The 23,247-nt window shown below is 48.8% G+C and carries 23 protein-coding genes and 1 pseudogene; 17 read left to right on the top strand and 7 right to left on the bottom strand.

Features of this window, described 5'->3' with window-relative positions:
- Window positions 1-388: 388 nt before the first annotated feature.
- The 5 genes from H591_RS0113960 to H591_RS0113980 form a co-directional block, all read right to left on the bottom strand.
- On the bottom strand, window positions 389-859 hold the full coding sequence (locus H591_RS0113960; RefSeq protein WP_028244456.1) for an RNA methyltransferase: 471 nt from the start codon (window positions 857-859) through the stop codon (window positions 389-391).
- A gap of 135 nt (window positions 860-994) precedes the next feature.
- Window positions 995-2,515, bottom strand: coding sequence for a fumarate hydratase (locus H591_RS0113965; RefSeq protein WP_022967584.1), 1,521 nt, complete (start codon window positions 2,513-2,515; stop codon window positions 995-997).
- A 189-nt stretch (window positions 2,516-2,704) separates the two neighbouring features.
- On the bottom strand, window positions 2,705-3,619 hold the full coding sequence (locus H591_RS0113970) for an acyltransferase (protein ID WP_022967585.1): 915 nt from the start codon (window positions 3,617-3,619) through the stop codon (window positions 2,705-2,707).
- 152 nt (window positions 3,620-3,771) lie between these two features.
- Window positions 3,772-5,859, bottom strand: a complete 2,088-nt coding sequence (gene pta, locus H591_RS0113975; protein ID WP_022967586.1) for a phosphate acetyltransferase — start codon at window positions 5,857-5,859, stop codon at window positions 3,772-3,774.
- 17 nt (window positions 5,860-5,876) lie between these two features.
- On the bottom strand, window positions 5,877-7,070 hold the full coding sequence (locus H591_RS0113980) for an acetate kinase (RefSeq protein ID WP_022967587.1): 1,194 nt from the start codon (window positions 7,068-7,070) through the stop codon (window positions 5,877-5,879).
- A gap of 209 nt (window positions 7,071-7,279) precedes the next feature.
- On the opposite strand from H591_RS0113980, the gene H591_RS0113985 reads away from it, so the two are divergent.
- The 14 genes from H591_RS0113985 to H591_RS0114055 all read left to right on the top strand — a co-directional run bounded on the left by H591_RS0113985 (window position 7,280) and on the right by H591_RS0114055 (window position 17,737).
- Window positions 7,280-7,765, top strand: a complete 486-nt coding sequence (locus H591_RS0113985; RefSeq protein ID WP_022967588.1) for an FKBP-type peptidyl-prolyl cis-trans isomerase — start codon at window positions 7,280-7,282, stop codon at window positions 7,763-7,765.
- 215 nt (window positions 7,766-7,980) lie between these two features.
- Complete coding sequence (locus H591_RS0113995; protein ID WP_022967590.1) at window positions 7,981-8,790, top strand: ATP-binding cassette domain-containing protein; 810 nt, start codon at window positions 7,981-7,983, stop codon at window positions 8,788-8,790.
- Entirely contained in the window at window positions 8,791-9,588 is a 798-nt protein-coding gene (gene mlaE, locus H591_RS0114000) for a lipid asymmetry maintenance ABC transporter permease subunit MlaE (RefSeq protein ID WP_022967591.1), read from the top strand.
- On the top strand, window positions 9,588-10,049 hold the full coding sequence (gene mlaD / locus H591_RS0114005) for an outer membrane lipid asymmetry maintenance protein MlaD (RefSeq protein ID WP_022967592.1): 462 nt from the start codon (window positions 9,588-9,590) through the stop codon (window positions 10,047-10,049). Before mlaE ends, mlaD begins: the two co-directional genes overlap by 1 nt.
- Window positions 10,050-10,054: 5 nt before the next feature.
- Complete coding sequence (locus H591_RS0114010; protein WP_022967593.1) at window positions 10,055-10,687, top strand: MlaC/ttg2D family ABC transporter substrate-binding protein; 633 nt, start codon at window positions 10,055-10,057, stop codon at window positions 10,685-10,687.
- Complete coding sequence (locus H591_RS0114015; protein WP_022967594.1) at window positions 10,684-10,989, top strand: STAS domain-containing protein; 306 nt, start codon at window positions 10,684-10,686, stop codon at window positions 10,987-10,989. Before H591_RS0114010 ends, H591_RS0114015 begins: the two co-directional genes overlap by 4 nt.
- A 75-nt stretch (window positions 10,990-11,064) precedes the next feature.
- Window positions 11,065-11,304, top strand: a complete 240-nt coding sequence (locus H591_RS0114020; RefSeq protein ID WP_022967595.1) for a BolA family protein — start codon at window positions 11,065-11,067, stop codon at window positions 11,302-11,304.
- A 20-nt stretch (window positions 11,305-11,324) separates the two neighbouring features.
- Window positions 11,325-12,590 (top strand): UDP-N-acetylglucosamine 1-carboxyvinyltransferase, encoded by a 1,266-nt coding sequence (murA, locus tag H591_RS0114025; protein ID WP_022967596.1) that lies wholly within the window; start codon window positions 11,325-11,327, stop codon window positions 12,588-12,590.
- A gap of 4 nt (window positions 12,591-12,594) precedes the next feature.
- Complete coding sequence (gene hisG, locus H591_RS0114030) at window positions 12,595-13,224, top strand: ATP phosphoribosyltransferase (RefSeq protein WP_022967597.1); 630 nt, start codon at window positions 12,595-12,597, stop codon at window positions 13,222-13,224.
- Window positions 13,225-13,355: 131 nt separating this feature from the next.
- Window positions 13,356-14,669 carry a histidinol dehydrogenase gene (gene hisD, locus H591_RS0114035; protein WP_022967598.1) on the top strand — a complete coding sequence of 438 codons (1,314 nt, stop codon included), beginning with the start codon at window positions 13,356-13,358 and terminating at the stop codon, window positions 14,667-14,669.
- 90 nt (window positions 14,670-14,759) lie between these two features.
- A complete protein-coding gene (hisC, locus tag H591_RS0114040) occupies window positions 14,760-15,815 on the top strand; it encodes a histidinol-phosphate transaminase (RefSeq protein ID WP_022967599.1) in 1,056 nt (351 codons plus the stop codon).
- Between the two features lie 48 nt (window positions 15,816-15,863).
- The gene (gene orn / locus H591_RS0114045) at window positions 15,864-16,406 is read left to right on the top strand and encodes an oligoribonuclease (RefSeq protein ID WP_022967600.1); all 543 of its coding nucleotides are present in this window, start codon (window positions 15,864-15,866) and stop codon (window positions 16,404-16,406) included.
- Between the two features lie 233 nt (window positions 16,407-16,639).
- Window positions 16,640-17,293 carry a response regulator transcription factor ErdR gene (erdR, locus tag H591_RS0114050; RefSeq protein WP_022967601.1) on the top strand — a complete coding sequence of 218 codons (654 nt, stop codon included), beginning with the start codon at window positions 16,640-16,642 and terminating at the stop codon, window positions 17,291-17,293.
- 78 nt (window positions 17,294-17,371) lie between these two features.
- On the top strand, window positions 17,372-17,737 hold the full coding sequence (locus tag H591_RS0114055) for a diacylglycerol kinase (protein WP_022967602.1): 366 nt from the start codon (window positions 17,372-17,374) through the stop codon (window positions 17,735-17,737).
- 15 nt (window positions 17,738-17,752) lie between these two features.
- On the opposite strand, the gene metR is transcribed toward H591_RS0114055, so the two are convergent.
- Window positions 17,753-18,673 (bottom strand): transcriptional regulator MetR, encoded by a 921-nt coding sequence (metR, locus tag H591_RS0114060; protein WP_022967603.1) that lies wholly within the window; start codon window positions 18,671-18,673, stop codon window positions 17,753-17,755.
- Between the two features lie 116 nt (window positions 18,674-18,789).
- On the opposite strand from metR, the gene metE reads away from it, so the two are divergent.
- Window positions 18,790-21,081, top strand: coding sequence for a 5-methyltetrahydropteroyltriglutamate--homocysteine S-methyltransferase (gene metE / locus H591_RS0114065; RefSeq protein ID WP_022967604.1), 2,292 nt, complete (start codon window positions 18,790-18,792; stop codon window positions 21,079-21,081).
- Window positions 21,082-21,178: 97 nt separating this feature from the next.
- Here the strand turns inward: metE and H591_RS15540 are convergent.
- A pseudogene (locus H591_RS15540) lies at window positions 21,179-21,535 on the bottom strand (phage integrase N-terminal SAM-like domain-containing protein); the annotation flags it as partial.
- Between the two features lie 345 nt (window positions 21,536-21,880).
- On the opposite strand from H591_RS15540, the gene H591_RS15545 reads away from it, so the two are divergent.
- Both H591_RS15545 and H591_RS0114080 read left to right on the top strand, forming a co-directional pair.
- Window positions 21,881-22,252 (top strand): hypothetical protein, encoded by a 372-nt coding sequence (locus tag H591_RS15545; protein WP_022967606.1) that lies wholly within the window; start codon window positions 21,881-21,883, stop codon window positions 22,250-22,252.
- 252 nt (window positions 22,253-22,504) lie between these two features.
- Window positions 22,505-22,894 carry a hypothetical protein gene (locus H591_RS0114080; RefSeq protein WP_022967607.1) on the top strand — a complete coding sequence of 130 codons (390 nt, stop codon included), beginning with the start codon at window positions 22,505-22,507 and terminating at the stop codon, window positions 22,892-22,894.
- Window positions 22,895-23,247 lie beyond the last annotated feature (353 nt).

Genomic DNA, 23,247 nt, shown 5'->3' on the forward strand with positions numbered 1-23,247 from the left:
TCATGGTCTTTTGGTGTTTGCTGGTAGCTTTTTACAGCGCCATTTTTATCGTTTTTGCGAATCACTACTTCGAGCGCGGTTGCACCAATATCAATGCCAACAAAACTACTCATGCCTTTAATCCTCGAAGCTAATCAGTAATAATACTTACCGGTTCCCCGACCTCGCACTTTTTGCCTCTCAACCTTGCATATGCGAAGTCTCTTTTTGAGCTTCCGGATACTCTTCGAGATCAGCAAAGAGGCGGGGAGCCACTCTACATACGAGGTCAGTAAACTGCCTCAAGGTCGCCACGGCTTCCCCAGTAAATTGCTCTTATCTTAACGAATAATCGTTACTGACTAACATACAAGGTCGCGCCTTTAGGCCGACATCGTCTTTCTGCTTGTTATTTAAACAGCGGTCCTGAACGTGTATTTAAACCTTTCGCCAAACGGTCATACAGCACCACATTCACCGTGGCTGCTAAATTCATGCAGCCATTAGTGGGGACATAAACGACATCTTCACACCAGTCGCGAATGTCTTTATCCAGCGAACCATCTTCTGGGCCGAAAATATATAAGGCGCGATCAGGATGAGTGTATTCAGGCAAAGAGCGTGCGCCTTCAACCAGTTCAATGGCGACCGGCGTACAGCCTAAAGGTAAAATTTTGCGCAGGTCATCAATGTTAATCAGCGGCACATCTTGATGGACTTTCTTGGTGTCAGTGATGAAATCTTTGGCGCGATCATAGCGTGTGCCAGTGTAAAACACGCTATTGACGCCATAACAGCCTGCTGCACGCATGATAGAGCCAACATTGGTTGGAGATTTGGGGTTGCTTAAAGCAATGCAGCTGTAACGACGATTGGCCACGAGACGCTCACTGGTTTTAGCTGGATACCGCAATACGGGTTTTGTATAACTCGGTAGTGACAGCACAATTAAATAAAAAGGCCGAGAACTGAGTCTCGGCCTAGGCGCTAGATTAACACAGAGGTTAAGCGATGCTTAAATCTCAACCGCTAAGCTATCGGCGATTTTCTTCTGCCACAGAGCAGGACCGGTAATGTGGACTGACTCACCTAGGGTGTCGACCGCAACAGTCACGGGCATGTCTTTGACTTCAAACTCGTAGATGGCTTCCATCCCCAGTTCAGCAAAGGCCACCACGCGCGATTTTTTGATCGCTTGGGCAACCAGGTAAGCCGCGCCGCCGACAGCCATCAGATAGACAGCTTTATTGTCTTTAATCGCTTCAATAGCGATCGGGCCGCGCTCGGATTTACCGATCATACCCAGCAAGCCAGTGGTTTCAAGGATCTGACGAGTAAACTTATCCATTCGCGTTGCCGTCGTGGGGCCTGCTGGGCCAACCACTTCGTCACGCACTGGATCAACAGGGCCGACGTAGTAGATAAAGCGACCTTTAAGATCAACCGGTAGCTCTTCGCCTTTGTTGAGCATATCAACCATACGTTTGTGCGCAGCGTCGCGGCCAGTGAGCATTTTACCGTTCAGCAAAATGGTTTCGCCGGGCTTCCAGCTTTGCACATCTTCGGGCGTGATAGTGTCGAGGTTAACGCGGCGCGCGGAAGGACCTGCTTCCCAGACGATATCTGGGTAGGCGTCCAATGGTGGAGCTTCCAGCACAGCAGGGCCAGAACCATCGAGAACAAAGTGCGCGTGACGTGTCGCCGCGCAGTTTGGAATCATACACACCGGCAATGAAGCCGCATGGGTTGGGTAATCCATGATTTTTACATCAAGTACCGTGGTTAAACCGCCCAGACCTTGTGCGCCAATCCCCAGTTGGTTGACCTTTTCGAACAATTCTAAACGCATTTCTTCAATGCGGTTTTGTGGTCCGCGCGCTTGCAGTTCATGAATGTCGATGGATTCCATCAGCACTTCTTTCGCCATCACTGCAGCTTTTTCAGCTGTACCGCCAATGCCAATACCGAGCATGCCAGGTGGGCACCAGCCTGCGCCCATTTCTGGAACGGTTTTTAATACCCAATCAACGATTGAGTCGGATGGGTTGAGCATGGCCATTTTCGATTTGTTTTCTGAGCCGCCGCCTTTGGCTGCGACATCAAACTCAACGGTATTGCCTGGCACGACAGAGTAGTGGATCACAGCTGGCGTGTTGTCTTTAGTGTTGCGGCGAGCACCGGCTGGATCAGCCAAAATGGATGCACGCAGAACGTTTTCTGGCAGATTGTAAGCACGACGCACGCCTTCGTTGATCATGTCATCGAGACTCATGGTCGCACCATCCCAACGCACATCCATACCGACGCGAACAAAGATCGTCACGATGCCGGTGTCTTGGCACAGCGGACGATGGCCGGTTGCACTCATGCGCGAGTTGATCAAAATTTGCGCCATGGCATCTTTAGCCGATGCGGATTCTTCACGCAAATAGGCTTCGTGCATGGCTTTAATAAAGTCGAGCGGGTGGTAATAAGAAATAAACTGTAACGCGTCAGCAACGCTTTGGATCAAATCATCTTGCTTAATAACGGTCATGAAACGCTCCTCTAATTTGACGGGAACATCAAGTGCTTTTAACCAGCAGACTCGGTGTAGATGAGCAGGCAGTGAATACGCTAAAACAGGCTTAACGCGCAGTGCATGTGCTTTTAGGGCGCTAAGTATAGCGCGCATCACTGTCAGGCGAACAGTCGCGCGCTATCGACTATGGTGGCAGGCTTGTGTTTACTGGGTTTTTTGCACCTGTTGAGCTTGGATCAAGTCGCTCAATTCTTGATCTTTTTGCAACCAAAGCTGGTTGACCCATTCTTGGAATTCAGCGCGGTATTGCATGTCCTGATCATAACTTTTGCCAAGAAACTGCTTTGGGATCGGCATGATCTGAATGCGCATTACGATGCGTTTGATTTGCCCGCTGAGTACATCCCACAGCGTAGGTCGGCCTCCTGGGTAATAGATGGTGACGTTGACTAAGCCATGTAACTGTTCACCCATGGCATCCAAAACGAAGGCAATACCGCCAGCTTTGGGCTTGAGTAAGTGTTGAAAGGGCGAGTTCTGTTGTTGGTGTTTTTCTGGAGTAAAACGTGTTCCCTCGAGAAAGTTAAATACTGAAACAGGGTTGGTTTTATAGCGCTCGCAGGCTTTGCGTGTGGTGGCTAAGTCTTGGCCTTGTTTTTCCGGGTGCTTGGCTAGGTAAGCTTTGCTGTAACGCTGCATAAATGGAAACTCCAATGCCCACCAACACAGACCAATGACCGGCACCCAAATCAGTTCTTTTTTCAAAAAAAACTTAAGAAAGGGTAAACGTCGGTTGAATTGGTACTGCAGCGCGAGAATATCCACCCAACTTTGATGGTTGCTCGTCACCAGCCAAGAGTGGGTCATATCAAGCTTTTCTAAGCCTTCGACATCCCACTCGATCGGTTGCACCGCTTGCATCCAAAAACGGTTTACAGAAATCCACGATTCAGCAACCCAGTGCATGATAAAACGTATGCCGCGCTGGATCGGAGTGAAGGGCAGAACTAATTTTAATAGAGCCAGAATAAACAGCGGCCAGCACCAAAATAAGGTGTTGGTAATCAACAGTACTAGCGCGATAGAGCCGCGTAAAAACGGAGGGAGAACGTGCAACATAGGAGCAATACCCCAAAATAATGCGCTAAGCGCAGCAGAAACACATGTTGTTTTATTATTATGGTTATCGTTTCTGCGTTGGAGTGCAAGTGTTACGTGAGACTACAGAGTCACTGTGCAGGACGCAGCAGTGACTCCTGAGCCTGTGTTGCTTAAGGCATATTGGCTGCTTGGATCGCAGTGAGAGCGATGGTGAAGACAATATCGTCAACCAAAGCGCCGCGTGACAGATCGTTTACAGGCTTGCGTAAGCCTTGCAGCATCGGTCCAACACTGATCACGTTGGCGCTACGCTGCACCGCTTTATAGGTGGTGTTACCGGTGTTTAGGTCTGGGAAGATAAACACCGTAGCACGGCCGGCAACCAAGCTGTCAGGCGCTTTCGAGCGACCAACACTTTCGATACTAGCAGCGTCATATTGCAGTGGGCCATCAATCGGCATTGCAGGATTGCGTTCACGTGCAATGCGGGTGGCTTCACGTACTTTTTCAACTTCAGCGCCAGTACCTGAGTCTCCGGTTGAGTAGCTGATCATCGCCACTCGTGGATCAATACCGAAGGCTTGTGCTGATTCGGCGCTTTGCAAAGCAATTTCCGCAAGCTCAGTGGCATTTGGATCAGGATTCACCGCGCAGTCGCCGTAGACCAAAACTTGATCAGGCAGCAGCATAAAGAAGACCGAAGACACCAAATTGTAGCCTGGTGCGGTTTTGATCAACTGCAAAGCAGGGCGAATAGTGCTGGCGGTAGTGTGTACTGCGCCAGAGACTAAACCGTCCACTTCATCTTCTGCGAGCATCATGGTAGCCAGGACAACTGTATCTTCCAGTTGCACATTAGCCAGTTGCGGGGTCAAGCCTTTGCTTTTACGCAACTCAACCATTGGCGCGATAAAGCGTTGACGAATGGACGCTGGATCAATGATTTCTAAATCAATCGGTAGCTCAATGCCTTGTGCTTTAGCAATCGCGTGTACTTCTTCAGGCTTAGCCAGCAATACACAGCGAGCAATTCCGCGTTTTTGGCAAATTGCCGCCGCTTGAATGGTGCGCGGCTCATTACCTTCTGGTAACACGATGCGCTTGTTTGCTGCTTGCGCGCGCTTGACCAGTTGATGACGAAACGCCGGTGGAGACAAGAGCAGTTGGCGTACTGTGCTGCAGCGTGCAGCTAACCAATCTTGGTCGAGATGACCCGCAATGTACTCAGTCACGGCTTTGGCGCGTTCGGTATCGCTAATCGGGATGCCTTTGTACAGACGGGTCAGGTTGTAAGCCGTATCGTATGAACCGGTTGGTACGCTCATTACCGGTAAGCCGCCTTTTAGAGCGCGCTCACCAATATCCATGATGCTTGGATTAGGCGTCAGATCGCCGGTCAATAATAAACCGGAGAGTAAAACACCATTCATTTCAGCCAAGCTCACCGCTAAAATAATATCGTCACGATCACCTGGGCAGACGACTAAAACACCCGGCTGCAGTAAAGGTACGATATTGGCCACAGTGCGCGAGCATAAAATTACTTTCTGTACGCGGCGCTGCTCAATGTCACCTCGGTTGTGTATTTTTGCTTTGATCAATCCTGCAAAATCACTGGTGCGAGCATTATTGAGCTCTTCTTTGGCGGTAATGCAGCCAATTAAGTGCAAATCGCCTTTGCGCAGTGCAGGCAGATGACTTTTCAAGCGCTCAATAAAGCCAGCGATGGGTGATTCAGTCACTTTGTTAATAATCACACCGAGCACTTTTGGATCTTTAGTGCCGCCAAACAGTTGCGCTTGCATTTCGATACGGTCAGACAGCTCGTTCAGATCATCACTGCTTGGTGCGCTAACCAAAATCACTTCGGCATCAAAAGTCTTAGCAAGGTGCGCATTGATACGCTCGGCATAGTTAGCTTGGCGAGAGGGCGTCATGCCTTCGACAATAATAATGTCGTATTCCGCTTGAATCTGCTGGTGCATACTGACGATTTCTTCCATCAGTTGATCCAACTGACCATTACCGATCATGCGCTCAACATACGCCAAAGACAGTGCTTTAGGCTGACGAATACCGTGAGTTGCTTCCATCAGAGCGCTAGAGCGCTCAGGACCCGTATCGTCTGAGTGCGGCTGGGCAATGGGCTTGAAAAAACCAACTTTTAGGCCTGAGCGCAGTAAGGCTTGGACAACACCTAAACTGATTGACGATAAGCCGACACCGAAACCGGTTGGAGCAAGTAAAAATGTATGCATGAATCAAGCGTCCTGTATTAAGCGTGAGCGTCGATCAAAGCCAGTGTTTCAACAGCGATCTGGCGTTCTTCGTTGGTTGGGACAACCAATACACGCGGATGATTGTCAGCGCTGATGATACCGCCTACGCCGCGAATACACTTCAGGTTTGCTGCTTCATCCAGTTTGAAATCAAATAAACGCAAATAATCTAGAGTTTTGCTGCGTACTAGGCTGGCGTTCTCGCCGATACCACCGGTGAAAATCAAACCATCCAGCTTTGGCAGTGCACAAGCCATGCCCGCTAATGATTTAGCAAGGCGGTAGCAGAACACTTCAATTGCCAAAGTGGCACGCTCATCACCTTTTTCTCGTGCTTCAATCAGGGTGCGCATGTCGTTGGATAGACCAGACAAGCCCAGTAAACCACTTTCTTTGGTCAGCACTGTTTCAATACGCTGTGTGTCCCAGCCTAGTGTGCGTGATAAGTGATTGTGCAGACTCGGGTCAACATCACCACTGCGCGTGCCCATCACCAGACCTTCCAGTGGAGTTAAACCCATGCTGGTGTCTAAACTCTCACCGTTAACAACGGCGGCAGTTGAACAGCCATTGCCTAGGTGGGCAGTCAACCAGCAACTGTCTTCAACCGGTAAACCTGTCATGGCAGCGGCTTTGCGGCTGACATACATGTGGCTGGTACCGTGGAAACCATAACGGCGAACATGGTGGTCAGTGTACAAGTGCTCTGGCACCGCATAACGATAAGCATGTGGAGGCATAGTTTGGTGGAAAGCAGTATCAAACACAGCCACTTGCGTCAGGTCTGGATACAGTGAGATTGCCGCTTCAATACCAATTAAACCAGCTGGGTTGTGCAAAGGAGCTAATACCGCGGCACGACGAATCACATCAATGACTTCGCGGTTAAGTGCGGTTGCTTCAGTAAAGTGCGCGCCGCCATGAACAACACGGTGACCAATACCGGTCAACTGGCCGTGGCTGGCTTTTTGTACTAAAGGCAGTAAACGTGCAAAGGCTTCTTTGTGGTCTGCGCCATGTAACTGTGTAACATGCTTCTCGTCGTCCAATTGCCAGTTTAAAACCGCTTCGCTGGTGCCTAGACGCTCAGCCAGACCTTGAATTAGAAACTGCTCTTTGTCTTCATTGACGAGGGCGAACTTAATAGAAGAACTGCCGCTGTTGATAACCAGTATATTTCGAGACGACATTTAAAATCCTTTAGGTATATATAAGAGTAATGTTGGATACGGCCGAGCATTACCAAGAAAAGGCCGGATCATTTATAAGGTTTCCCAATCTTCGTGCGCCAGGTAGAGAGAGGTCAAGCAAGCATTGGTCTATTTATTCTAAAGTCGCATTACGTCGCAACTGCAGGTAAACTTTCGCTTACATTCATTTTGATAAAGGTTTTTATTTTATGCTGATCGCCAATCAACACGTTGTCGCCATTGACTACACGCTCAGTAACGACGCTGGTGAAGTGATTGATAGTTCTGCTGGTGCAGAGCCGTTGGTCTATTTGCATGGTGCAGGCAATATCATTGCTGGTTTGGAAAAAGCATTGGCCGGTAAAGCGGTCGGCGATGAGCTGGACGTAAGCATTGAGCCAGAAGATGCTTATGGTGAGTACAGCGCTGAACTGATCACTAATCTGGGTCGTGAAATGTTTGAAGGTGTTGATCAACTGGAAGTGGGTATGCAGTTTCATGCTTCTGCGCCGGATGGTGGCATGCAGATTGTGACTATCCGTGACATCGATGGTGATCAAGTGACTATTGATGGCAATCATCCTCTGGCCGGTCAACAACTTAACTTCAAAGTTAAAGTTGTGAGTGTACGTGCAGCAAGCGAAGAAGAACTTGCGCACGGTCATGTTCACGGTGAAGGTGGTCATCAGCATTGATGGTTTGACTCAGTGCATGATTGATCACAAAGGCACCTCAGGTGCCTTTGTTGTTTATAGTGACTTTGCTAATGACTGCACTGTTATGCGTCTTGATTATCCTTCTCTATTGGGAGTCTGCGCTGACAGTGCTATATTGCCGCATTTCCTGCAGGTGCAAAAAACTGCAGAAAACTAGTGTTTCAGCAACTTAATCGTATTTAGCGGGAGTTTAAATGTCAGTTGACGATGCTTTCGCCGTAGCGTTAAAAGGCGTGACCTTTCAGCGCGGCTCGCGGAAAATTTTTGATAATGTCAGCATCAGCTTTCCACGAGGCAAAGTGACTGGCGTGATGGGACCGTCGGGTTGTGGTAAGACCACATTGCTGCGATTGATGGCGGCACAACTAAAGCCTGAGAAAGGTGAAGTGTGGGTTAACGGGCAGAATTTGCCGACGTTATCGCGCAGCGACCTGTTTGATATGCGTAAACAATTTGGCGTGTTATTTCAAAGCGGTGCGCTATTTACTGATTTAAATGTGTTCGAAAACGTTGCGTTTCCATTGCGCGTGCACACCGAACTGCCTGATGAAATGATTCGTGACATCGTCTTAATGAAATTGCAGGCCGTGGGTTTACGTGGTGCGATTGATTTAATGCCAGATGAGTTGTCGGGCGGAATGAAGCGTCGCGTGGCCTTAGCGCGAGCTATTGCTTTAGATCCAGAAATTTTATTGTATGACGAGCCCTTTGTTGGACAAGATCCAATCGCCAAAGGCGTCTTAGTGCGGTTGATTCGTTTATTAAATGATGCCTTAGGCATTACCAGTGTGGTGGTCTCGCATGACTTAGCTGAGACGGCGAGCATTTCTGACTACTTATATGTGGTCGGTGACGGTCAAGTATTAGGCCAAGGTTCGCCAGACGAGTTAATGAATTCAGATAACCCGCGTATTCGTCAGTTTATGCAGGGTATTCCCGATGGGCCGGTGCCGTTTCACTTTGACGCCCCGGATTATCGCGACGACTTATTGGGAGGTCGTTAAATGGCGCGTCAGTCGTTATTAGATCGTATCGCGTTGTTAGGACGTTCTGGCTTGAACATTGTTCAGGCCATGGGGCGCTCGCTGATTTTTCTCTGGCACGTATTGATTGGTCGAGGTGGCGCAGGTGCTGGCATGCATCTGCTGATTAAACAGTTGTACTCAGTCGGTGTCTTGTCGCTGGCTATTATTATCGTGTCGGGCTTATTTATCGGCATGGTATTGGCGCTACAGGGTTACAGTATTTTAGTGGACTTTGGTTCTGAGCAAGCTGTCGGGCAGATGGTGGCTTTAACTCTACTGCGTGAGCTGGGGCCGGTTGTTACCGCGCTATTGTTCGCCGGTCGTGCAGGCTCTGCTTTGACTGCCGAAATCGGTAATATGAAATCCACGGAACAGCTGTCCAGTCTAGAAATGATTGGCGTTGATCCGCTTAAATACATCATTGCGCCACGCCTCTGGGCCGGTTTTATTTCGATGCCTTTGTTGGCCGCGATTTTCTCCGTCGTCGGTATTTGGGGCGGGGCGATGGTTGCTGTTGATTGGCTGGGCGTCTATGAAGGATCGTACTGGGGTAATATGACCAACAGTGTCGATTTTTATGACGATGTACTCAACGGCGTAATTAAAAGTGTGGTGTTTGCTTTTGTGGTGACTTGGGTTGCGGTATTCCAGGGCTATGATTGCGAGCCGACCTCAGAAGGTATCAGTCGCGCCACCACGCGCACGGTGGTGTATGCCTCGTTAGCGGTGTTGGGTTTGGACTTTATTTTGACTGCTTTAATGTTTGGAGATTTCTGATGCGAATCCGCGCCGTAGAGATTAGTGTAGGTGTGTTCTTGTTGGCAGGTATGCTGGCGTTATTACTGCTGGCTTTACGAGTCAGTGGCTTAACCGTTGCCAACAGTACTGACACTTATAAACTGGTTGCCCATTTTGATAATATTTCTGGTCTCACCACGCGTGCCAAAGTAACCATGGCAGGCGTTACAGTAGGTAAGGTCGTCGCGATTGACTTCGACACCGAAACTTACACCGGCAAAGTCAGCATGGAAGTGCAGAGCCGGGTCAATAACTTACCCACTGATACCACTGCTTCGATTTTAACTGCGGGTTTGCTGGGCGAGAAATACATCAGCTTTAGCGTCGGCGGTGAAGATGAAGTATTGAAAGACGGTGATGTGATTTATGATACGCAGTCATCTTTGGTTCTCGAAGAGCTGATTGGTAAGTTTTTAATGAACAGCGTTAATCAGGAATAGTTATTATGTTTGCCATGTTACGTCATGCTTTATTTTTTGCTGCGCTAGCCTTTACTGGCATTAGCGTTGCAGCAACAGATGCGCGTACGGTGGTTGAAGAAACCACCAATAATTTGCTGGCTGATCTAAAAGCTAACAAAGAACAATACCGAACTGATCCAGCTGCTTTTTATAATGCAATGGATTCGATTTTGGGCGAAGTAGTTGATGCTGACGGCATTTCCAGAAGCGTAATGACAGTGCGTTATTCACGCCGTGCAACACCCGAACAGATGCAGCGTTTTCAAGAAAACTTTAAACGCAGTTTGATGCAGTTCTACGGTAATGCCTTGCTTGAGTACAACAATCAAAGCATTCGCGTACTGCCTAACAGCATTGCGCAAGGATCAGATCGCAGCGAAGTGCGCATGGAAGTGACAGATCACAAAGGTGTTATCTACCCTGTGTCTTACACCATGGTTAAAATTAAAAATAAGTGGATGATGCGCAACGTTATTATTAACGGCATCAATGTCGGTAAACTATTTCGCGATCAGTTTGCCGAAGCCATGCAACGTAATGCGCAAGATCTTGATCGCGTGATTGATTCTTGGGTCGAAACGGTCGCTAAAACACGCGCCGCTCAGGAGGATGCGTGAGTAACGACAGTGTCACTTTAGAGGATGGCGTACTGCGTATTCAGGGTGTCTTGGATTACCGCAGCGGTCCGTTATTACGCAAGCAAGGCCAAGAGCTGATTCGTAGCAGTAAGGCTGATAATTTAGAAGTGAACTGCGCCGCTGTCGAGAAATCCAGCAGCGTCGGCTTGGCTTTATTATTGGCTTTTATGCGCGATGCTGAGCAGGGCGGTAAAACCGTTAAGCTCACCCATCTACCGCTCGATATGCAAAAAATTGCCGAGGTCTGTGGTTTGACCGAGATACTCAATATCGCCCCCTAATGGGCTTGTGCGATACCGAATGAATTGATGCAAATAAAGCGGCTGTAACTCAGGCCGTTGCTAATGAGGATTACTATGCAAGCTGTAGCAGTGAAACAACTGTTAGAAGAGAAACTCTCGAACACACAAGTTGAAGTGGAAGGCGAAGGCTGCAATTTTCAGCTTAATATTATCAGTGACGAGTTAGCGGCCTTGAGCCCAGTTAAACGTCAACAGCAGGTTTATGCAGAAATTAACCCATGGATTGCTGATGGCAGTATTCATGCGGTTACAATGAAGTTTTTTACTCGCACGGCTTGGGCCGAACGCTCTTAAAGCAACCAAACGAGACTCTAATGGATAAGCTAATTATTAGCGGAGGTCATCGTTTAGACGGTGAAATTCGTATTTCAGGTGCTAAAAACGCCGCACTACCGATTCTTGCTGCAACTTTGTTGGCCAGCGCGCCTGTGACTGTGTGCAATTTACCGCACCTGCACGATATTACGACGATGATTGAGTTGTTTGGCCGTATGGGCATTCAGCCGGTGATTGATGAAAAACTCAGTGTTGAAATCGATCCACGCACTATTCAAACCTTAGTGGCGCCGTACGATTTGGTGAAAACCATGCGCGCATCTATTTTGGTGTTGGGTCCGATGGTTGCGCATTTTGGCGAAGCTGAAGTGGCCTTGCCAGGTGGTTGCGCAATTGGTTCGCGTCCAGTGGATTTACACATCCGCGGTTTGGAAGCGCTGGGTGCAGAAATCACTGTAGAAGATGGCTACATTAAAGCCAAAGCGCCAGAAGGCGGTTTACGTGGTGGCAACTTCTTCTTTGATATTGTCAGCGTAACCGGTACCGAAAACATCATGATGGCCGCCACTTTGGCGAAAGGCCGTACTGTTCTTGAAAACAGTGCGCGCGAGCCAGAAATTGTCGATTTGGCCAACTGTCTGATCGCGATGGGTGCAAAAATTCAAGGTGCTGGCACTGATACCATTATTATTGATGGTGTTGAGAAACTGGGCGGCGCAACCTACAAGGTGATGCCAGACCGTATCGAAACTGGCACCTACTTGGTGGCAGCAGCGGTGACCGGCGGTCGCGTTAAGCTCAAAGACACCGATCCAACCATTCTTGAAGCGGTGCTTTCGAAGCTACAAGAAGCCGGTGCGGAAATCACCACAGGTGAAGACTGGATTGAGCTGAACATGCACGGCAAGCGTCCTAAAGCCGTCAGCGTGCGCACCGCACCTTACCCAGCTTTCCCAACTGACATGCAAGCGCAATTTATTGCCTTGAATGCTTTGGCTGAAGGCACTGGCACCGTGATTGAAACCATCTTTGAAAACCGCTTTATGCATGCGCTAGAAATGCAGCGCATGGGTGCGAAAATTCAAATTGAAGGTAATACAGCGATTGTCACCGGTATTCCACAGCTAAAAGCTGCTCCAGTGATGGCAACTGACCTGCGCGCTTCGGCCAGTCTGGTTATTGCGGCTTTAATGGCGGGCGGCGATACCCTGATTGACCGTATTTACCACATTGACCGTGGCTACGAATGTATCGAGGAAAAAATGCAACTCCTCGGTGCGAAAATCCGCCGAGTACCAGGCTAGTCTTATGTTAACTATTGCACTTTCAAAAGGTCGGATTCTCGACGATACCCTGCCGCTTTTAGAGCAGGCAGGTATTGTGCCGACGGAAAACCCAGAAAAGAGCCGCAAATTGATTATCCCAACCACGCGTGATGATGTGCGTTTGCTGATCGTGCGCGCTACCGATGTGCCAACTTATGTTGAGTTGGGTGCAGCGGACTTAGGTGTTGCCGGTAAAGATGTACTGCTTGAATACGGTGGCCAAGGTTTGTATGAGCCACTCGACTTGCAGATTGCTAAATGCAAGTTGATGACCGCTGGTGCGATTGATGCACCTGAGCCTGTTGGCCGTCTACGCGTGGCTACCAAGTTCGTCAATGTTGCCAAGCGTTACTATGCTGAGCAAGGTCGTCAAGTTGATATCATCAAACTGTATGGCTCGATGGAACTGGCACCGTTGGTTGGCTTAGCCGATAAGATCATTGACGTGGTTGATACGGGTAACACCTTGCGTGCCAACGGTTTAGAGCCGCAAGAATTGATCGCGCACATCAGCTCACGTTTAATCGTCAATCGTGCTTCGATGAAGATGAAACACGCTGATATTCAAGCGTTGATTGATACCTTAAGTGCTGCGGTAGGCGCACGACACTGATTGTAAAGTGTACCGGTGTGCATGCTGATGCACGCCGCCTATCTGCGTCATAGCCGAATTGATCGGGTGCCCGCGCAGAAGGTTTGCTAGTCTGGCGGCGCCCGAATGTTTGCTTATTATTGAGGCCCGCTATGACTGCCGCGACTATGATTCGACGTTTAAATGCCCAAGATACAGATTTTAATGCCGCACTTGATCAACTACTGAGCTGGGAAAGTGTGTCTGATGCCAGCATCAATCAACGCGTGCTGGATATCATTGATAATGTACGCAGCCGTGGCGATGCCGCGCTGATTGATTACACTCGCCAGTTTGATGGCCTTGATGTGGCGCAGATGAGTGACTTGATCCTGCCACGCGAGCGTTTAGAGCTGGCGCTGACGCGGATCACCCCTGAGCAGCGCGCTGCGCTAGAAACCGCCGCCCGCCGTGTGCGCGAGTATCACCAGCATCAAGTACAAGACTCATGGCGCTATACCGAAGCTGATGGCACAGTGTTGGGTCAAAAAGTCACGCCGTTAGATCGTGCTGGCTTGTATGTGCCAGGTGGTAAAGCCTCTTACCCATCATCCGTGTTAATGAATGCGATTCCTGCGAAAGTCGCCGGTGTGCGTGAAGTAGTGATGGTGGTGCCAACGCCGCGCGGTGAAATCAATGAATTAGTCTTAGCTGCTGCCGCCATTGCCGGCGTTGATCGCGTATTTACCATTGGTGGTGCACAGGCTGTGGCCGCTTTAGCCTATGGCACAGAAAGCGTGCCGCCCGTCGATAAAATCGTTGGCCCTGGCAATATCTATGTCGCCACCGCCAAACGCCACGTGTTCGGTAAAGTTGGCATCGATATGATTGCTGGCCCTTCAGAAATCCTCGTGGTCTGCGATGGCAAAACCGATCCAGATTGGATTGCCATGGATCTGTTCTCGCAAGCTGAGCACGATGAAGATGCACAGTCGATTTTACTGAGTCCTGATGCAGACTTTCTAGGCCGTGTTGAAGCAAGCATGCAGCGCTTACTGCCGACCTTAGAGCGTGAAGGCATTGCTCGTATCTCTTTGCGCGAGCGTGGTGCTTTGATTCAGGTGGCTGATATGAATCAGGCCATTGAAGTGGCCAACCGCATTGCTCCAGAACACTTAGAGTTGTCGGTGGAAAACCCAGAAGAATTATTGCCGCAGATTCGTCATGCTGGCGCGATTTTTATGGGCCGTTACACCGCAGAAGCTTTAGGCGATTATTGCGCAGGACCCAATCACGTTCTGCCAACCTCTGGCACAGCGCGCTTCTCGTCACCGCTGGGCGTTTATGATTTTCAGAAACGTTCGTCGATTATTTACTGCAGTCCAGAAGGTGCTTCTGAGTTGGGTAAAGTGGCATCGGTGCTGGCGCGTGGTGAGTCCTTGACCGCGCACGCGCGCTCAGCTGAATATCGCATTAAGGCCGATTAGCACGCACAAAGGCCGCTCATATCAGCGGTGATCGAGGAATAATGTCGTCACACACAAGGTGACGACTGACTCAGTTTAGGAGCGTTACACGTGAGTAAGTTTTGGAGTCCTTTTGTTAATAAGCTGGTGCCTTATGTGCCAGGTGAACAACCGAAGATTGAACGTTTAATCAAACTCAATACCAACGAGAATCCTTACGGACCCTCGCCCAAAGCTCTGGTTGCGATGCAAGCACAAATCAGTGATGACTTGCGTTTGTACCCTGACCCAAATTGTGATTTGCTCAAGCATGCAGTCGCCGACTACTACTCAGTTGGTCCTCAGTATGTGTTTGTCGGCAACGGTTCTGATGAAGTGCTGGCGCATGCCTTTCATGGTTTATTTCAGCACGGCAAACCGCTGTTATTCCCCGATATCAGCTATAGCTTTTATCCGGTTTATTGTGGCTTGTACGGCATTGAGCAGCAGCCTGTCGCGCTGGATGAAAACTTCCAGATTCGCCCGGAAGATTATCAGCAGCCCAATGGCGGGATTATTTTCCCCAATCCAAACGCACCAACAGGTTGCCTGTTAGAGCTGGATAAGATTGAGCAGATTCTTAAAGCCAATCCTGATTCAGTAGTACTGGTCGATGAAGCCTATATTGATTTTGGCGGCGAGTCGGCAATCAGCTTAGTGAAAAAGTACGACAACCTGTTAGTGACACAAACCTTATCCAAGTCGCGCTCATTAGCCGGTTTGCGTGTTGGCATTGCCGTCGGCCACCCTGATCTGATTGAAGGTTTAGAGCGGATTAAAAATAGCTTTAACTCCTACCCATTGGACCGCGCGGCAATTGCCGGAGCAGCGGCTGCTTTTGCCGATGCCGATCACTTCCACAGTACCCGTAATAAAGTCATTGCCAGTCGCGAGTGGGTTGTTGAGGCTTTAACTGCGTTGGGCTTTGAAGTGCTGCCGTCTGCGGCAAACTTTGTCTTTGCTCGTCACCAGAGTCGTGATGCGCAAGAGTTGTCAGCGCAACTGCGCGAGCAAGGTGTGCTGGTACGCCACTTTAAACAAGCGCGGATTGATCAGTTTTTACGAATTACTATCGGCACCGACGAGCAGAATCAGACATTAGTTGATGTCTTAAAAGACTGCATTTAAATACCGCAGCTAACTGAGTTAGCGCGTTTTATGATTAAGGGGTGAGCCATGTACAGTGCACAAAATTTAATTTGGATCGACTTGGAAATGACCGGGCTTGATACCGATAATGATCTGATCATTGAAATGGCCACCATCGTCACTGATAGCCAGCTCAATATCCTTGCAGAAGGCCCGGTGTTGGCGATTCATCAATCGGATGAGGTGTTGGCCGGCATGGATGAGTGGAACACACGCCAACACGGCGGCAGTGGTTTAACCCAGCGCGTACGCGACAGTCGTGTCACTGAAGCAGAAGCAGAAGCTGAGACCATCGCTTTTTTAGAAAAGTGGGTGCCAGCTAATGCCTCGCCTATTTGCGGTAATAGCATTTGTCAGGATCGCCGTTTCCTACACCGCCACATGCCGAAGCTAGAAGCCTATTTTCATTACCGTAACCTGGATGTCTCGACCGTCAAAGAGCTGGCCGCACGCTGGGCCCCTGAGATTCGTGATGGCTTTAAAAAAGGTGAAGCGCACTTAGCGTTAGCAGATATTAAAGAGTCAATTGCTGAGTTGCAGTATTACCGTGAGCACTTTATTCGTTACTGATGACTGCAGCGTCACTTGCCGAAGAAAAATATTATTATTCTCACCAAACTAAGACCTTTGGCTAATTTTTCTGTACTATAATCGCAACATGGTGACGCCCAATACAGTGACATATCTGCTTGCGAGCACTTGCAAAACAGTCGGAGTGGTACTTTGTGGTATTCTAGGTGACCGCTCCGTCACAGCTAAGCAAACGACGCAGAGCTACTATAATAAAGAAACAGGACCTAAAAATGGCTGCCTACGAAATACTGATTGCAGATGACCACCCATTGTTCCGTAGCGCATTGCGTCAAGCGCTAACTTTGAGTTTGGGTAGTACTGTTCGTTTAGTGGAAGCAGAAAATATTGCTGAGCTAGAAAGTTGTTTACAAGAAAAATCAGATTGGGATTTAGTACTACTGGATTTAAATATGCCAGGTGCCCATGGTTTTTCTGGTTTGGTGTTACTGCGGGGGCAATACCCACAGATTCCAGTGGTGATGATTTCAGCACAAGAAGAATCAATGGTCATGGCGCGTTCACGAGAGTTTGGCGCTAGCGGCTTTATTCCAAAATCCAGCCCACTAGAAGATATTCAAAAAGCCGTGCAAGTGGTGCTTGATGGTGACGTCTGGTGGCCAGCGCAAACTGCAGCAACAGCTGCAGTGACAGCAGAAGAAAAAGCCGCCAGCGCAGGCTTAGCCAGCTTAACGCCACAGCAGTTCCGCGTGCTGACCATGGTGTGTGATGGTTTGCTTAATAAGCAGATTGCTTATGACTTAAATGTCTCTGAAGCAACGGTTAAAGCGCACGTTACGGCGATCTTCCGTAAACTCAATGTACGCACCCGTACTCAAGCTGCGTTGTTATTGCAGCAGATGGAGTCGATTCCGCAAAGCGAATAAATCCTCGCGCAGCAGTATGGTCTTAGTCGCTAAGGCTATACTGCTAACAATGCTGATCATTATTGCAATTAGGTATCTATGTCGCCATTTAAAGGCCAATCCGGTGTACGCCGTATCATTAATGCTACCGGCTATTCGATGGCGGGTTTGCGCGCCGCTTTTGTCGGCGAGGCCGCTTTTCGCCAGTTGTTGTTACTCAATATCATCTTAATTCCCATCAGCTTTTTCTTGCCGGTCACCCGTGGTGAGCAGGCGTTGATGGTCGCAGTGTGCTTATTGTCACTGATTATCGAATTGTTTAACTCAGCCATTGAAGCGGCGATTGATCGAATTTCTTTAGAGCGACATCCCTTGTCGAAAAACGCTAAAGATATGGGCAGTGCTGCACAGATGATCGGCATGGCAACCATTGCTGCCGTTTGGGCAATCATCCTGCTCGGCTAATCAAGCCTTTTAGAATTACTCCTTTACCGCGCTGACACCAGCCAGTGTGGTAAATGATGTATCTTTTGCCGTCAGTAAAAAATCCTTCATAAAAGCAGCATCGAGCATATCGGTGCGCACTGCTGCGTACAGGGTCGAAAACAAACCCTCTGCACCTAAGCGACGTGCGCTGACGTAGCCTTTTGAGGTGTACTCATGCATCGCCCAATTAGGCAAACAGCAAACGCCACGGCCGCTGGCGACCAATTGCATCATCATCACCGTCAGCTCTGAAGTGCGCACTTGGGCAGGCTCGATATCGGCAGGCACTAAGAAGTGGTTGAAAATATCTAAACGATCATGCTCGACAGGGTAGATGATCAGAGTTTCTTCACGTAAATCTTCGGGCTCAATATAGGCTTTCTGCGCCAGTGGATGCTGCTTCGCCACCGCCAATAAGGCTTCATAAGCAAACAAAGGGATGTAGCTGATACCGCTCAGCTCAATCGGATCAGAGGTGACGACTAAATCCAAATCGCCACGCGCCAAAGCCGGCAGCGGCGCAAAGGAAAAGCCAGAAGCCAAGTCTAATTCCACTTCAGGCCAAGCATCGCGAAACTGATCAATCGTCGGCATCAGCCACTGAAAACAACTGTGGCATTCAATCGCCATGTGTAAGCGTCCAGCCGAGCCGCCTTGCAAGCGGGCGATATCTCGCTCGGCGCTGCGCATCAGCGGCAAGACTTCATCGGCTAGCCTGAGCAAACGTAAGCCTGCGCTGGTAAAACGCACCGGTTTGGTTTTGCGCACAAACAGTTGCATGTCGAGACGGTCTTCCATTTCTTTGAACTGGTGCGACAACGCCGATTGCGTGAGGTGCAGGCGTTCTGCTGCCTCGACTAAGCTGCCGGCATCGCGCAGCGCGCCGAGCGTCTTGAGGTGACGAATATCGAGCATGCAAATTCCTTAAGTGGCTACATGAGTAAAACTATTGATGATCAATAATATTCTGAGATTGTCTCATTCGCACTAAGTGTTGAGAATAACTCCAGATATTTTAAAGGAGAACTCGCATGGCTGTAGCACATAACTTAGGTTTCCCCCGCATTGGCGGCGATCGCGAACTGAAGAAAGCAGTAGAAGCATACTGGAAAGGTGACATCACTGAAGATAACTTGCGTCAAGTTGGCCGTGAATTGCGTGCTAAACACTGGCAGTTACAGAAAGACGCCGGTATTGATTTAGTGCCCGTCGGTGACTTTGCTTGGTACGACCAAGTGCTGACGCACTCACTGACTTTTGGTGTGGTTCCAGAGCGCTTTGCTAAAACAGGCGAAAAGCCAACAATTGATACCTTATTTGCTATGGGCCGTGGCGTAGTTGAAAGCGGTTGCTGTGGTGGTGCGCACGCACAAGAAATGACTAAATGGTTTGATACCAACTATCACTACTTAGTCCCTGAATTGACCGCAGACCAAGAGTTCTCTTTAAGCTGGGAACAGCTGTTTGAAGAAGTCGATGAAGCGTTGGCGCTGGGGCACACAGTTAAGCCTGTCGTGATCGGCCCATTGACCTGGTTGTGGTTAGGTAAAGTGAAGGGCGAAGAGTTTAATAAGCTCGATTTGTTAGATAAATTGCTGCCTATTTACGGGCAAATCTTCCAGCGCTTAGCGGCGCAGGGCGTTGAGTGGGTACAAATTGATGAGCCGATTCTGAGCCTTGATTTGCCACAAGAATGGAAAAACGCCTTTGAGCGTGCTTACAACTTATTGCAGCGCGAGCCAGTTAAAAAGCTGGTTGCCACTTACTTTGCAGGTTTAGAAGACAACCTTGGCTTAGCTGCAGGCTTACCGGTGGATGGTTTGCACATTGATCTGGTGCGTGCGCCAGAGCAGTACCCAACCATTCTTGATCGTCTACCCGCCTACAAAGTCCTGTCATTGGGTGTGGTTAATGGCCGTAACGTTTGGCGTTGTGATCTTGAGAAAGTATTAGAAACCCTCAAGCATGCACAAGAGCGTTTAGGTGACCGTTTATGGGTTGCACCATCGTGCTCATTGCTGCACAGCCCAGTTGATTTGGATCGTGAAGATCAGCTTGATGAAGAGCTGAAAAGCTGGTTGGCCTTTGCCGTACAAAAATCTGCTGAAGTGGCTGTTTTAGCACAAGCGTTGAACAATCCAGACAGTCCGCAAGTAAAAGCTGCACTGGCACAAAGCCGTAAAGTACAAGAAAGTCGCGCCAACTCACCGCGCATTCACAAGCCAGAAGTACAAGCGCGTCTGGCTGCCGTAACGGCGCAAGACAGCCAGCGTAAATCTGTGTTTGCTGAGCGCATCAAGTTGCAACGTGAGCGTTTGGACTTGCCTTTGTTCCCAACCACAACCATTGGTTCGTTCCCACAAACCAAAGAGATCCGCGCAGCACGTCTAGGCTATCGTCAAGGCAAATTGAGCGAAGTGGATTATCAAAAAGCCATGCAGGCAGAAATCCAACACGCCGTGCGCGTTCAGGAAGAATTGGATCTTGATGTGTTGGTGCACGGTGAAGCCGAGCGTAATGACATGGTTGAGTACTTTGCCGAGCAGCTGGACGGTTACTTGTTCACTCGCTTTGGTTGGGTGCAAAGCTACGGTTCACGTTGTGTGAAGCCGGCGGTGATCTTCGGCGACTTAACCCGCCCGCAAGCCATGACTGTTGAGTGGATTAAGTACGCCCAACAGCAGACCAATAAAATCATGAAAGGCATGCTGACTGGTCCTGTGACCATGCTGATGTGGTCGTTTCCGCGTGAAGACGTTTCACGTGAAGAGCAAGCGCGTCAATTGGCACTGGCGATTCGGGATGAAGTGGTGGATCTGGAAGCCGCTGGGATTAAAATCATTCAGATTGACGAAGCCGCCTTCCGGGAAGGTTTACCATTGCGCCGTGCACAGTGGCAGCACTACTTGGATTGGGCGACTGAAGCCTTCCGTCTCACTGCCAGTGGTGTGCGCGATGAAACGCAGATCCACACGCACATGTGCTACAGCGAGTTTAACGATGTCATCGACTCAATTGCCGCGATGGATGCGGACGTGATCACCATTGAAACCTCACGTTCCGACATGGAATTACTGGAAGCCTTTGAAACCTTCCATTATCCAAACGACATTGGTCCTGGTGTGTACGACATTCACTCACCACGCGTACCAGACAGTAACGAAATGGCCAACTTGCTACGCAAAGCGGCCAAACGCATTCCCGTGGAACAGCTCTGGGCCAACCCAGACTGCGGCTTAAAAACCCGCGCCTGGCCAGAAACCAAAGGCGCACTGGAACACATGGTGACAGCAGCGAAGCAACTGCGTAAAGAATACGCATAGGGCCGAGATTGCTAGACTAAGGATGGCTAAAAATAGAAAACGCGCAGTTCCGTGAGGAGTGCGCGTTTTTATTGTTCATTAATAAGCCAAATGGAGCCTCCATAGCCTGCAAAATACGCTGAACCTCATTCACAGAAATAACTATGGGCAAGTTACTTAGTTTACTGGCTGGTATATAGTCAATATCACCCAGAGGTTGCTGTAAGAATTTGTTATATAAGAATGCTAAAGCGTTCAAAGCGATTTTTTGCGTATTGGTTGCGACATGCTTGTCATTCGCTAAATGCGATAAAAACTGCCGAACCTCCTCACTACCTATTGTCTGCGGATGACGCTTCTGATGAAATAAAATAAAACGTTTAATCCAGTGTAAGTAGGTTTTTTCAGTTTTAAGTGCGTAGCCTTTTTGGCGCATATCCATGCGTATAGAATTTAAAAATGGACTGTTAGACATAAAACGCTCATTGTCTTGCAACTGTCTGCCTGTACAGCCTATTCTAGCTGGGATTTGTAAATGTGCTTGTTTTCAAACTCAGAACTGCTTGTTTTGCTACCGGTTTTTATTAAAACTCGATAGAGATCAATTGCTTATAAAATGAGTTGGCGGGATAGTGTGCATGGCGTAAGCAGGATAGGCGGCATGCTTGATTTGTAGCAATGGAGTGTCTCGTATTTTTAGATAAAGTCCTTTAAATACAGATGCTTATATTAATTAACGGTAAGCAGCTACGGTTGACAAAACGAGCATGCCTACTAATAAGCTGTTAGCATATCTAAATCCACGCGAGGAGTACAAACTATGAGCAACTTAGTTGAAGTAAGAACAAAAGAAGAGCTTGAAGCTGCGGTTAATAACAAAGTTGAGAAGATAATCGTAAAAGGTGATCTGGCTGAGAAAATTCATAAGGCCGAAGCGATTAAGAAAGTCTCGAAGCCTGCCTTGGTTATTCTTGGGGCAGCTTTGGCTGCAACTCCCTTCACTGGAGGGGTAAGTGGCGCTGTTGGAGTCGTTGGCTTAACTGCAACAACTGGTATGGGTATCGCTGCGATAACTGCCGTTGCTTTTTTAGGTTTAGCATTAATTCTAAGTATCACTAATGGTTATGACAGGAAATTCACGGCTAAAGCAGAAGGGTTTGGTGAGGCCTCAATGGAAATGAATAAAAAGTGAGTGCTTAAAATGCCAAAATTTCATCCAGGGCCTCCTTATTTTTTCTTGTGCAAAGCATGTGGCCACAGGTTTCAAAGAAAAGTAAAGATCGGGCTTTTTTGTCCTGAATGCAAATCACTGCGGGTTATCACTGATAGAGCAGTTTGCAAGTGATGCTAACAATCGCAGGCACGGCGACGTCTTTTCCATTGCGGCTTCGCCTCCATTCCAAAGCCGCGCGTGCTGCGGGCGTTAGAGCCTAGAGGAAGAATCATGGATGTCATCGCCTCACTTCAAAGCGCAATTGAAATCGTTGGCAAGCTTCGTGCCTTATCTAAAAAGATAGAAGATGCGGATTTCAAAATGCTTGTAGCTGATCTTTCTGTAGAGCTAGCAGATGCAAAGCTTGAAACAGCTAACTTAAAAATTGCTCTTGCAGAGGCTCTTGAAGAAAACGAATCACAAAAGAAAATTATCAATCAACGATCGAGCCAAGCTCCAAAGCTGTCAGACGGTGCTTATGCATTCGACGGAGAAGATGGTCTATTTTGTACAGCATGCTTTGACACCAAGAGTCTAAAGGTAAGAGTTTCACCACTATCCGGGGCATTTAGAACATTCGGAAAATGGTCATGCCCGTCATGCAATGCAACCCTGGGTTAACGGCTCTAACAACTGGTTCAAACCGTTCGCTGCGCTCACTGGGACGGGCTAAAGCCCGCCCCTTAACCAAACGTGTGTGCCGGGCATGGCACTTAACTAGCGAGGTGCAAGTCCTCGTACCAGGTATTCGCAGAGCCGAAGGTTAGCGAAAGGACAAGGGCGTTGTCGCGAGGCAGGGTCTGAAGGAAGTCCAACGCGAAATCGCGGGGCGATGAACAAGAACTCAATATGAGGTGTGACATATTCGGGGCCAGCGGGCACGTGACCGCTAAGCCCTCCATCTGCAACTGGAATATGTTTTATAAATTGAGCGTCTACGCGAGGAAAGTTAAGTGTCTTACCCCGGGAGGTCT

The sequence above is a fragment of the Denitrificimonas caeni DSM 24390 genome, assembly GCF_000421765.1.
Taxonomy (GTDB): domain Bacteria; phylum Pseudomonadota; class Gammaproteobacteria; order Pseudomonadales; family Pseudomonadaceae; genus Denitrificimonas; species Denitrificimonas caeni.